The sequence below is a fragment of the Prochlorococcus marinus str. GP2 genome (assembly GCF_000759885.1).
In the GTDB taxonomy this organism is placed as follows: Bacteria; Cyanobacteriota; Cyanobacteriia; order PCC-6307; family Cyanobiaceae; genus Prochlorococcus_A; species Prochlorococcus_A marinus_J.
The window spans coordinates 177291-189917 of the sequence record NZ_JNAH01000003.1 but is presented as its reverse complement, the minus strand read 5'-3'; the positions used below and the strand labels follow the sequence as shown (position 1 = coordinate 189917).

General features: G+C 31.6%; 13 protein-coding genes. 11 read left to right on the top strand and 2 right to left on the bottom strand.

Going from position 1 to position 12627, the window contains the following annotated elements; translation table 11 throughout:
- Positions 1 to 2: 2 nt before the first annotated feature.
- Positions 3 to 1295 (bottom strand): phosphopyruvate hydratase, encoded by a 1293-nt coding sequence (eno, locus tag EU91_RS06620; protein ID WP_032523978.1) that lies wholly within the window; start codon positions 1293 to 1295, stop codon positions 3 to 5.
- 263 nt (positions 1296 to 1558) lie between these two features.
- Between eno and EU91_RS06625 the strand changes: the two genes are divergently transcribed.
- From EU91_RS06625 to EU91_RS06670, 10 genes are all read left to right on the top strand, one after another.
- Complete coding sequence (locus EU91_RS06625; RefSeq protein WP_032523977.1) at positions 1559 to 4315, top strand: ATP-dependent Clp protease ATP-binding subunit; 2757 nt, start codon at positions 1559 to 1561, stop codon at positions 4313 to 4315.
- 60 nt (positions 4316 to 4375) lie between these two features.
- Entirely contained in the window at positions 4376 to 4618 is a 243-nt protein-coding gene (secE, locus tag EU91_RS06630) for a preprotein translocase subunit SecE (protein WP_032523976.1), read from the top strand.
- Between the two features lie 51 nt (positions 4619 to 4669).
- A complete protein-coding gene (gene nusG, locus EU91_RS06635) occupies positions 4670 to 5281 on the top strand; it encodes a transcription termination/antitermination protein NusG (protein WP_032523975.1) in 612 nt (203 codons plus the stop codon).
- 67 nt (positions 5282 to 5348) lie between these two features.
- The gene (gene rplK, locus EU91_RS06640) at positions 5349 to 5774 is read left to right on the top strand and encodes a 50S ribosomal protein L11 (protein ID WP_002805232.1); all 426 of its coding nucleotides are present in this window, start codon (positions 5349 to 5351) and stop codon (positions 5772 to 5774) included.
- Positions 5775 to 5840: 66 nt separating this feature from the next.
- The gene (gene rplA / locus EU91_RS06645) at positions 5841 to 6548 is read left to right on the top strand and encodes a 50S ribosomal protein L1 (RefSeq protein WP_032523974.1); all 708 of its coding nucleotides are present in this window, start codon (positions 5841 to 5843) and stop codon (positions 6546 to 6548) included.
- 192 nt (positions 6549 to 6740) lie between these two features.
- Positions 6741 to 7268 carry a 50S ribosomal protein L10 gene (rplJ, locus tag EU91_RS06650; protein ID WP_032523973.1) on the top strand — a complete coding sequence of 176 codons (528 nt, stop codon included), beginning with the start codon at positions 6741 to 6743 and terminating at the stop codon, positions 7266 to 7268.
- A 28-nt stretch (positions 7269 to 7296) separates the two neighbouring features.
- Entirely contained in the window at positions 7297 to 7692 is a 396-nt protein-coding gene (gene rplL / locus EU91_RS06655; protein ID WP_011817694.1) for a 50S ribosomal protein L7/L12, read from the top strand.
- 47 nt (positions 7693 to 7739) lie between these two features.
- A complete protein-coding gene (rnhA, locus tag EU91_RS06660; RefSeq protein ID WP_032523972.1) occupies positions 7740 to 8459 on the top strand; it encodes a ribonuclease HI in 720 nt (239 codons plus the stop codon).
- A 6-nt stretch (positions 8460 to 8465) separates the two neighbouring features.
- Positions 8466 to 9635, top strand: coding sequence for a quinone-dependent dihydroorotate dehydrogenase (locus tag EU91_RS06665; protein WP_032523971.1), 1170 nt, complete (start codon positions 8466 to 8468; stop codon positions 9633 to 9635).
- A 30-nt stretch (positions 9636 to 9665) separates the two neighbouring features.
- Positions 9666 to 10790, top strand: coding sequence for a pyridoxal phosphate-dependent aminotransferase (locus EU91_RS06670; protein WP_032523970.1), 1125 nt, complete (start codon positions 9666 to 9668; stop codon positions 10788 to 10790).
- Here the strand turns inward: EU91_RS06670 and murG are convergent.
- The gene (murG, locus tag EU91_RS06675) at positions 10769 to 11860 is read right to left on the bottom strand and encodes an undecaprenyldiphospho-muramoylpentapeptide beta-N-acetylglucosaminyltransferase (RefSeq protein ID WP_032523969.1); all 1092 of its coding nucleotides are present in this window, start codon (positions 11858 to 11860) and stop codon (positions 10769 to 10771) included. The genes EU91_RS06670 and murG overlap by 22 nt on opposite strands.
- A 41-nt stretch (positions 11861 to 11901) precedes the next feature.
- Between murG and EU91_RS06680 the strand changes: the two genes are divergently transcribed.
- Positions 11902 to 12627 (top strand): hypothetical protein, encoded by a 726-nt coding sequence (locus tag EU91_RS06680; protein ID WP_032523968.1) that lies wholly within the window; start codon positions 11902 to 11904, stop codon positions 12625 to 12627.

The following is a 12627-nucleotide window of genomic DNA, read 5'->3' as shown; positions in this document are numbered from 1 at the left end:
AACTACATATTTTTTGGACCTAAACCTAAAACTCCAGCGAATCTTGCTTGATTTCCCAATTCCTCCTCAATTTTTAAAAGCCTATTATATTTTGCAATCCTTTCACTTCTACTCAAAGAGCCGGTCTTGATCTGACCCGATCTTGTAGCGACAGATAAATCAGCAATAGTTGTATCTTCAGTCTCACCACTTCTATGACTAATAACACTTGTAAAACCTGACATTTTAGCTAATTCAATAGCCTCCAAAGTTTCAGTTAATGTTCCAATTTGATTTACCTTTATGAGGATTGAATTGGCAGATTTTTCGATAATGCCTTTCCTTAACCTTTCTGTATTAGTAACGAATAAATCATCACCTACAAGCTGAACTTTATTTCCTAGTTCTTTATGTAATTCTGCCCAACCCTCCCAATCATCCTCTGCTAAACCGTCCTCTATTGAAACTATTGGATAATTAGAAACTAATTTTGAAAGATATGAAATCATTTCAGAACTATTTAAACTTTTTCCTTCATATCTATAAATACCATCACTATAAAATTCAGTACTAGCTACATCTAATGCTAAAGATACCTGTTCCCCTGGCGTAAATCCTGCTTTTTGAATTGCTTCTAATAATAAGTCCCCTGCTTCTTCGCTCGATGACAAATTAGGTGCAAATCCACCCTCATCGCCTACAGCAGTAGATAAGCCTTTTTGATCAAGAAGTGCTTTTAATGAGTGAAAAATTTCAGTGCCCATTCTTAATGATTCACTGAAATTATCAACTCCATGAGGTACGAGCATAAATTCCTGGAAATCAAGACTATTTGGTGCATGAGCTCCACCATTTATTACATTCATCAATGGAACTGGAAGAAGATTGGATAATGGATCTCCAAGATATCTATATAGGGGAATGTCTAAAGCATTTGCTGATGCTCTTGCAGTTGCAAGACTCACTGCAAGGATTGAATTTGCTCCAAGGTTAGACTTATTAGGAGTTCCATCAATTTCAATCATTAATTTATCTACTGCAGTTTGATCTAAAGCTGACAAACCACATAAAGCAGGGGAGATTGTTTCATGAATTTTATTAACAGCATTCAAAACACCTTTTCCCATATATTTTGAACCACCATCTCTTAATTCATGTGCCTCATGAGCACCAGTGCTAGCTCCGCTGGGAACAATTGCTCTACCAATTGCACCACATTCCAAAAATACTTCCGCCTCTACAGTGGGATTACCTCTTGAATCAAGGACTTGCCTCGCTTCAATGGTATCTATAAGAAAATCAATAGTTTCTTTCACAATTTAATTATTACTATTTAAATCCTATTAATAGCTGAACTATTTGGCTAATATCTGAAATATATATTTTAACCAAATATAATTTTTAAAATTTCAGAACAACTAGATATAAGAAAAGCTTTTTTTAATTCCAAAGTCTTCGCAACCCCTGCCAAACACTTATTTTTTAAATTCATCTTACAATTTGAAAATTATTGGATGATTATTAATGCAGATTCTATTTAGAATATTAATTAATAATCAACTATATTTTTTATAGTTATATGAGAGAAACACTTACATCCAGTCCTGAACTTTTTAGCGATATCAGTTGGAATCTCCTTTTATTGGGAGAAGAAACCGCAAAAAAATGGGATCATAGCGAATTTAATATTGAACACATAATTCATACATTGTTCTCATCAAGTGAATTTTTTGCTTTTATTGAAAAATTATCAATCGACCAAGATATAGTTTTAGATATAACAGAAGATTTTTTAGAAGAAACACCAACAAATGAATCAGATATTTTTACTATCGGAGAAGATTTAGAAATTTTATTAGATAATGCAAATCAGATTAAAATTCAATGGGGATCAAGATTAATAGAAATACCTCATTTACTAATTGCTCTTGGAAGGGATTTAAGAATTGGAAATTATGTTTTTGAGGAAGGCAATCTTTCAATGGAAAAATTAGAGGAAGAATTAAAGTTTTTCCCAAATATTAATCCACCAAAAGATTCTATTAATTACAAAAATGTAATTGAGATAAATAATCAATCTAATTTTGAATCAAACATAGAGACTTTAGTTGAAGAAGAAAAATCAAAAAAAGCTAATGTTCCATTACCTAAAAGTGAACTTCAAATTGAAACAAAAACACAAGTTGGAAAAGATGAAAATGCTCTTTCAATTTATGGAAATGATTTAACAGAATCAGCAAAAAAAGGCTTACTAGATCCCGTTATAGGAAGAGAAAATGAGATCAATAATGTAATGAGGGTACTATGCAGAAGAAACAAAAATAATCCAATACTTATAGGCAATCCTGGAGTTGGTAAAACCTCAATTGCAAAATTACTTGCCCAGCTAATTGTAGACAAAAAAGTTCCTGGTTCTTTAAGAGACCTTAAAATTATTTCACTTGACATAGGCGCTTTAGTTTCTGGGACAAAATTTAGAGGCCAACTAGAGGAACGACTAAGCTTAATACTTCAGGAACTAAAAGATCCAAGCCAAGGAATGATTCTATTTATTGATGAAATTCACTCAATATTAAGTTCTGATAGATCTTCTACCGACATTAGCAACATCTTAAAACCCTTACTAGCTGAGGGAGAACTTAGATGTATTGGTACAACAACACCTGAGAAATTTCGCGAAACTATTGAAAAAGATCAGGCATTAAATAATTGCTTTCAAAAGATAGCTGTTACTGAACCTACAGTTGAATTGAGCGCAAAAATTCTGCAAGGTATCAAAAAAAAATATGAATCACATCATGGTATAAGAATTTCTGAAGAGGCTGTAAATTATTCTGCAAAATTGGCCGACAGATATATCAGCGATAAATGTCTACCTGATAAAGCAATAGATTTAATTGATGAAGCAGCTGCACAGTTAAAAATTGAGGCTAATAATAAGCCTCAAATAATTCTCCAACAAGAAAACAAACTTCATACTATTGATGAAAAACTTAATAATTTGCAAGGAGAAAATATCGAAGCTCAAGAAAAGCTATTGAATATGAGGCAACAATCAGAGGCAAAATTGAATGTTCTCTGCGACAATTGGAATAATTTGCTCGAAGAAATGGAGCAATTATCAATTTTGATGAAAGAAGAAGAGAAGCTAACAAAACAAATTAAAGATAAGTCTAATTTGGAGATTGCAAATGATATGAATTTTTTAGAAAAGCTTGAAGAAGAGTTAAGTGCAATAGAGGATGAAATACAAAAAGTTGAAGAGAACTTTGATAAAGTAAAGAAAAATAGAAATTTTCCCTTTAAATATCAAGTTGAGCCTGATGATATTGCTGATGTTATCTCAAAAATAACAGGCATTCCAATATCTAAAGTAGTCTCAAATGAACGTAAGAAATTAGTAAATCTAGAAACAGAACTAAGTGGTAAAGTTATTGGACAAAAAAAAGCTATAGAAGCTGTTTCTGCTGCAATAAGAAGAGCTCGTGTTGGCATGAAAAGTCCCAAAAGGCCTATTGGATCTTTTTTATTTATGGGTCCAACAGGTGTTGGCAAAACAGAATTAGCAAAATCTCTTGCAACAGCTTTATTTGATGAAGAAGACGCTCTTTTAAGATTAGATATGAGTGAATATATGGAGAAAAATGCTGTAGCAAGACTATTGGGGGCGCCTCCAGGTTATGTTGGCTATGAAGAGGGAGGGCAATTAACTGAAGCCGTAAGACGCAAACCCTATTCAGTAATACTTCTTGATGAGATAGAAAAAGCACATACAGAAGTTTTTAATATACTTTTGCAAGTCTTAGATGAAGGAAGATTAACGGACTCTCAAGGAAGAACTGTAGACTTCAAAAATACAGTAATCATTATGACTAGTAACCTAGCGGGTAAATCTATACTCGAATATTCCCAAAAGATTTCTAAAAGTGAAGGAAAGTCAAAAAAAGACCAACAAACTCTAAATGATTCTATTAGCAATACATTGTCTTCTATTTTTAGACCGGAATTTTTAAATAGAATTGACGAAGTAGTCAAGTTTGATCCATTATCTCTTGATGAACTTCAAAAAATAATTATTTTACAAACAGAAGATTTAAAAAATCTGCTACTTGAACAGAAAATAAATATCACTATAGACAAAACAGTTATCAATAAAATTGCAAACGATTCTTACGAACCTGAATATGGTGCTAGGCCACTTAGCAGGGAACTTAGAAGACAAATAGAAAATCCTCTAGCTACAAAACTTTTAGAGGCTAACTTTAGAAACAAAAAAAATATTACAATTCAACTTAATCCCGTTAAAAAAGATGAGATTGTTTTCAAACCTAGCTGAGGAGTAAATCAATAAGCTAAAATAAAAGTCAAAGCATAAAGCTTAATTCCAATAAATTTCGTGACAAGTCCTACTACTAATAAAGAACCTCTAAAAAAGGATTCTACTGAAATTGAAGAGCCTAAAAAAAATAATAATTTTTTTAGATCTACCTACGATGAACTTAAACTTGTCGTTTGGCCAAATAAACAACAACTTTTTAGTGAATCTGTAGCGGTTATAATTATGGTATCCTTTTCTGCGGCAGCCATAGCATCTGTCAGCAGATTCTATGGATGGGCAGCCTCACAAATTTTTCGTTGAATTATCCCTCATATCCATTTATAAAAATCTTAATTAAGCTCCCAGAAAAAAATGAGTAATGAATTAAATACCAGCCCTGCCTCTTCAAGAGCAAATACTAGCATCGCAAGATGGTATGCAGTTCAAGTAGCTTCAAGCTGTGAAAAAAAAGTAAAAGCTACACTTGAGCAGAGATCAGTAACTTTGGGAGTTAATAATAGGATCATTGAAATTGAAATTCCCCAAACTCCTGGAATTAAATTAAAAAAAGATGGAAGTAGACAAACTACTGAAGAAAAAGTTTTCCCGGGTTATGTGCTTGTCAGAATGATTTTGGATGAAGATACAATGATGGCTGTAAAAAGTACTCCAAATGTAATTAACTTTGTTGGTGCTGAAGACGGTAGAGGCAATGGAAGATCGCGAGGTCATATCAAACCTAGACCATTATCCAGACAAGAAGTTAATAGAATCTTTAAGCGCGCATCAGAGAAAAAAGCTGTAATTAAATTAGATATTGAAGAAAAAGATAGAATCATAGTAACTAGTGGTCCATTCAAAGATTTCCAGGGAGAAGTCATAGAAGTTTCCGGGGAAAGAAATAAATTAAAAGCACTACTTTCAATATTTGGGCGCGAGACTCCTGTAGAATTAGAATTCTCCCAAATCAATAAACAAAATTAATTTCAAATAGTTCTTGTTTATCGAGTAAAATTATGATTTTCTACTTCAGCTTAAATTCTCTAATCTAATGGCAAAAAAAATTGTTGCAGTTATCAAGCTTGCTCTACAAGCAGGCAAAGCAAATCCTGCTCCTCCTGTAGGTCCAGCTTTAGGACAACATGGTGTCAATATCATGGCATTTTGTAAAGAATACAATGCAAGGACACAAGATAAAGCAGGTTTTGTAATTCCAGTTGAGATTTCTGTTTTTGAAGATAGAAGCTTTACTTTTATCACAAAAACACCTCCTGCTTCTGTCTTAATAACAAAAGCGGCTGGTATTGAGAAAGGATCAGGTGAATCCGCAAAAGGCTCTGTTGGGAATATAAGTAAAGCTCAATTAGAAGAAATAGCCAAAACTAAGCTTCCTGATCTAAACTGTTCTAGTGTTGAATCAGCAATGAAAGTAATTGAAGGTACTGCTCGTAATATGGGCGTTTCTATTACTGATTGAATTCAAGACAAAATTGCTCACTATTTAGGGGAGGTTAGTTAATAACCGATTGCACCCAAAATTACTATGAAAAAACTTTCAAAAAGAATGGCGGCTCTATCAACAAAGATAGAAGATCGCATTTACCCCCCACTTGAAGCTCTTAGTATTATCAAGGAGAATGCTAATGCAAAATTTGATGAAACTATTGAAGCGCACATTCGTTTAGGTATTGATCCAAAATATACTGATCAACAATTAAGGACCACGGTTGCATTACCACATGGTACTGGCCAAAGCATCAAAATCGCAGTAATCACAAGCGGTGAGAATGTATCTAAAGCTAAGGTTGCTGGTGCAGATCTATTTGGCGAAGAGGATCTTGTGGAAAGCATCAACAAAGGTAATATGGATTTCGATCTACTTATTGCAACTCCAGATATGATGCCAAAGGTTGCAAAATTAGGAAGAGTTTTAGGACCTAGAGGTTTAATGCCTAATCCTAAAGCTGGGACCGTAACTAATGATATTGCTAATGCAATAAAAGAATTCAAGGCTGGTAAGCTCGAATTTAGAGCAGATAAGGCGGGTATAGTTCACGTACGCTTTGGAAAAGCAAGTTTCTCAAAAGAGGCTCTATTTGACAATTTAAAAACCTTACAAGATTCAATTGATAAAAATAAACCAAGTGGAGCTAAGGGAAAATATTGGAAAACTTTTTATGTTACTTCAACAATGGGGCCTTCAGTTCAAGTAGACATAAATGCTGTACAAGATTACCAACCTGAAGGTTAACTCTGTGTAGTATAATTTAAAATGCAATAATACGGCCAAAGAAAGTAGGTTTATTTAGTTATTCTAAATTTTAAATTCCTACCGAGGAATCGTCTTAATTATTTCTTTTTTGGATCTAATAAAAGCGGCCTCTTTTAAAAAGGACTTTGCCGCATTTCCTGCTCTCCCTAAATTACGATCCAAAAAACAACAATGGGCCGAACACTAGAGAATAAGCAACAAATCGTTACTGAGATTAAATCTCTATTAAACGACTCGGAAATGGCTGTAGTTCTTGACTATAAAGGTTTAACTATCAAAGAGATGTCAGATTTGCGATCTAGATTGCAAACAACTAATGGCATCTGCAAAGTTACTAAAAATTCATTAATGCGTAAAGCTATTGATGGAAATAGTAATTGGAACGATCTTGAATCTTTACTGACCGGAACAAATGCTTTTGTCTTAATTAAAGAAGATGTGGGTGGTGCTGTAAAAGCGATCCAATCTTTTCAAAAAGACACCAAAAAATCCGAAACCAAAGGAGCTTTATTTGAAGGCAGACTTCTTAGCGATTCTGAAATAAAAGAAATTGCGAGTCTTCCATCTAAAGAAGTATTGATGGCAAAAATTGCTGGCGCTCTAAATGGCATAGCAACAAAAATTGCGATCTCTATCAATGAAGTGCCTTCTGGACTTGCTAGATCACTTAAACAACATTCTGAAAAATCAGAATCTTAAATTCAAACCCTAATTAACTTTTAAGAAAATGTCCGCAAAAACTGAAGAAATTCTTGAATCATTAAAATCTCTATCACTTTTAGAAGCATCTGAGCTTGTAAAGCAAATTGAAGAGGCTTTTGGTGTATCTGCTGCAGCTTCTGCAGGTGTAGTAATGGCGGCTCCAGGAGCAGCTGGCGGTGACGCAGATGGTGGCGCTGCTGAAGAAAAAACTGAATTTGATGTAGTTCTCGAAAGCTTTGATGCAGCTGCAAAAATCAAAGTCCTTAAAGTTGTGAGAAATGCAACTGGTCTAGGTCTTGGCGATGCAAAAGCTCTTGTTGAGTCTGCACCAAAAACAGTAAAAGAGGGAATTGCTAAAGCAGATGCTGAATCTTTAAAGAAAGAGATTGAAGAAGCTGGCGGTAAAGTTACACTTAAGTAAGATAAGATTTTTTTAAGCCGATACACTTAATATCGGCTTCAAAATTTATGAATAGCGATAGTATTGCAATTGAAGCTGCAACAGATGGAGCCTGCAGTGGTAATCCAGGTCCAGGAGGTTGGGGGGGATTAATAATTTTTGAAGATGGCAGCGAATTAGAAATAGGTGGTTCCGAGCAAAATACTACAAATAATAGGATGGAACTAACTGCGGCCATAAAAACACTTGAAAAATTAAAAACCTATAAATTAAAAAAGAACTTTAAATTAAGAACTGATAGTAAATATGTCATAGAAGGCTATACAAAATGGATTATTAATTGGAAGAGAAATGGATGGAAAACAAGCTCAGGCAAATCAGTTCAAAATCTTGATTTATGGCAAAAAATTGACCAATTAAGAATTAATGACCTTGTCATGGAATATGTTAAAGGCCATAGCGGTGACAAACAAAATGATAGGGTTGATAAAATCGCAACCAACTATAGCAAAGGTATATCTTTAAAAAGTAACTTAAAAGAGTCTGAATCTTCAGTAGACTTTTTTGAAAAAAATGCACCTTCAGAAATTCAGGAATTATTTTCAAGAAATGAATTAATTCAAAAATTTGCAGAAAAAAAGTACTTATTAAGTTCACTAGAACTTAGTAATTTATTAGGTGAAGAAAACCACGTAGATATAAAACAATATTTACTTTTTGAATGGCGTAATTGGAGATTAATTCCTAAAGATAAAAAATATTGGATAATAGAAAAAAAAGTATCCTAATTTTTTATGAATGAACATAAGGGTGTATTTAAAAATCTCTATAAAAACTTGATTACCCCTATACTAAAAAAAGACTCTGGAATAGATGCAGAATATTTAACTAATTTATCTCTTAGCCTTTTATCGTTTAGTTCAAGAAAACAAAATTGGCCTGTAGTTTCATCAATCCTAAAAAGTCTAAATGAAGAATTTTCTGTAATTGATAAAAGGTTAAGTCAGAACATATGTGGAATAAATTTTTGTAATCCAATTGGTTTAGCTGCGGGTTTTGACAAAAATGGAAATGCTGCAAATATATGGAAAGATTTTGGTTTTGGATTTGCTGAATTGGGAACTGTAACTAAATTTGCTCAAAATGGTAATCCAAAACCAAGGTTATTTAGATTGGCAGAAGAAGAGGCAGCATTAAATAGGATGGGATTCAATAATAATGGTGCTGAAAATCTTGTTAAAAATTTTCTTGAGCAAGGTATTGAGTTCAAAAAAAACAGGGAAAATATTTGTCTAGGGATAAATTTCGGCAAATCTAAAATCACAAGTTTATCTCAAGCAAAAGATGATTATTTAACTTCTCTAAAATTATTAATTCCATATTGTGATTACGCAGCAATAAATGTAAGTTCTCCAAATACTGAAGGACTCAGAAAATTGCAAGATCCAATTCTACTAAAAGAACTTCTTAAAGAAATTAAAAACTTACCTAATTGTCCGCCTTTATTTGTAAAAATTGCGCCAGATTTAAGCCTTAGAGATATCGAAGATATTTGTCAATTAATAATAGAGGAAAACATAGATGGAATAATTGCTACTAACACTAGCATTGATAGATTAGGTCTTGAAAATAGAAAGATACAGCAAACTGGATTATTACTTTCTGATGAGAATGGAGGATTAAGTGGGAGGCCTCTACAAAAAAAAGCCAATCAAATAATAAAATATATTCATAATATTGATAAAAAGATTATTTTAATTGGCGTTGGTGGGATTGATAGTCCCGAGTCAGCTTGGGAAAGAATTTGTTCTGGAGCCTCATTAATTCAACTCTATACAGGTTGGATATACAAAGGTCCAAAACTAGTACCAGATATACTTCAAGGATTCTTAAAACAACTTAATTACCATCAATTATCCAATATTAAAGAGGCCATTGGATCAGATTTAAAATGGGTTGAATAACATTAGAAAATGAATAAAGAATAATTAATAATGAATAATTCAGAAAATAATGATTACTCAAAAGAAGACATGCAGAAATCAAACTTAAAACATGGAGGGAATGTATATGCAAGTGCAAAAAAATTAAATTTATTACCCTCCGAAATCATTGACTCAAGTGCATCATTAGTACCCTTTGAGCCTCCTAAAATACTAATAGATTCATTAAATGAGGTAATTAAGAATCGTCGTTTTAGATATTACCCTGAGAGAAACTTAAGTGATTTAAAAGAAATAATCGCAAAATTTCATGGGATAAATGCAGACAATATATTACCTGGAAATGGAGCTTCTGAGCTAATAACCTGGGCAGGTTATGAAGCATCCAAATTTGGAATAAGTTGCATCCCTTCTCCATGCTTTGTTGATTATGAAAGAGCTTTAAACTGTTGGGACAGCAATTTCATACATTGCGAATTGCCAAAAAACTGGAATAATATTTTTCCTCAATCATTTCCAATTCATCCTAAAGGTGATGTTATTTGGATAACAAATCCACATAACCCTACAGGGCAATTATGGGGTAAAAATTCATTGGAGGAAATTTTAAAAAAATATAAGTTAGTTATTTGTGATGAAGCTTTCTTATCTATAACACCTTATGGAGATAAAGAATCTTTAATACCTTTAACTAAAAAATATGATAATCTATTAGTCTTAAGAAGCCTAACAAAAATCTTCAACATTCCTGGTCTTAGATTAGGTTACATAATTGGTTCATCGAAAAAACTCAAGCAATGGGAAATAAATAGAGATCCTTGGCCATTAAATTCCTTCGCTATTAAAGCAGGAATTGATTTACTAAGTAATCAGAAATTCTATCTACAATGGATAAGTAAGATTCATAGCTGGATAAATATTGAAAGAGAAAGAGTATGCGCACAACTATCAAAAATAGAAAACCTTAAAGTTCATAATTCTTCAACCAATTTTTTTTTAATAGAAAGTAAAACATCTTTGTTGCCGAATATAAAATACTTGGAAAGAAAAGGAATATTACTTAGAGAATGCACTTCATTTAGATTTCTTAACGAGAAGTGGGCAAGAATAAGTTTACAGAGCCCGGAAAAAAATATTCTTTTATGTGAAGAAATTCAAAATTCCTTTAAAAAATAATTAATTAATTTTTTAATCTCAACTTTAGATTTAATTTTATTTTTATTTTTCATGTTCTTTTTCATAAGATCTAATATTTCATATTGATTCTTTCCATTTTTTAATTTTCTCTTAAAAATCCTATCTAAAGTTTCTTCAAAAAGTTCTTTAGAAATTTTATTTTGATTCATTAAAACTGATCCTCCATTTTCAGCAAGAATTATTGCATTTTTCTCCTGGTGATTATTTTTTGAATAAGGGTATGGAATTAAAATTGAAGGTTTTTCAGTTTCTATAAGTTCATTTATTGTGCCCGAACCAGATCTTGATATTACAAGATCACAGTTTTGTATTAAAGCTGGAATTTGATTAGTAAATTTCTTTTGAACATAATTTTTTGTATTTTTTACATAAAAGTTTTTTTGATTATTCTCTCCAACAATATGAACTATTCGAAACTTTTTTTTTATTAAAAATTCTTGAGATTCATAAAGAATTTGATTTATAGCTTTTGATCCTTGACTACCTCCCATAACAATCAAGAGAGGACCCTTTCCTTTTGGAACCCACTCTGGTAAAAGATTAGATTTATAGAATTGCTCCCTTAAAGGGGTACCAGTGAAAATAGTTTTACAATTTTTTAAATAACAATTTGTTTTCTTGAATCCTAAAAGAACATAGTTACATAAAAAACCAAAATATTTGGTGACCATTCCTGGTATTAAATTTGATTCATGAATAATGACAGGTATCCTAAGAAGTTTTGAAGCTACAATAGTAGGCGCTGATATATATCCTCCGGTCGTAAAAACTAAATTAATTTTTTTTTCTTTTAAAATGCGAATTATTTGGAAAGTTGAAATTAAAATTTTTATATATTGATAAAACAAAAAAATATTTTTTCTTGGAGTCTTTATATTTAATGTCATCAAATTATATCTTTGGGGAATAAGATTTTGATCAAGTCTTTTATGAACACCCAACCAATTAATATTCCATTCATCTTCTAATTCTTTAGTAACTGCTAGTGCTGGGAAAATATGCCCTCCTGTTCCACTAGATGCGACTAATATATTATTTTTTTTAGACATAAAAACTTAAATTAGTAAAATGAAAATAACAAATAACAAAAATGTTGAATTTAAACTTATTCAAATATATAAGTGTTCCTCTCTACTTATTTATTTATCTCATTATTCCCGATTCAGCAATAACGCAAACTTTAAAAGTTAACTTTATTAGAAATCTAGAAAACGCTTTAAATAATAGAGATTTAGAATTTATCAGAAAAAATTTTAGCGATTATGAAAATCAAAATATACAAAAACAATTTTCAAAGATTATTAATGATTTCCCTAGTAGCGAATGGAACATTAAAAGATTAAAATCTAATATTCCAAATAAGGATATTTTACAAATTAAAGTTTCAGGAAAAAAAATAGTTGATGAAGATATACATATATTAGAATCCAATTTTGATTTTTTATTCTCAATTGTAAATGGGAAAATAGATGAAGGAATAATCAAAAATTTATTCACAACAATAAGAAATGATGATAAGAAAATAGATATTATTTTTAAAATTCCTGATAAAGTTCTTACTGGTTCAAAATATGATATCGATATAATTCTAAATAAACCTCTCGAAGAAGTTATTATTGCAGGAGCTATAAAACCTCATCAAGTAAATTCAATTTTTGAACAAGAAATTTTATTAGAGCCATTAGTAGCTGGGGGAATTTTTAAAATGACAAGAGCTCCTTCTAAGCCAGGGATACAAATATGGTCAGGAATTATAGCTCACCCTAAGGGAATGATTACTTTCACAAAGAGTATTGATGTTGTTGATGAGATATAG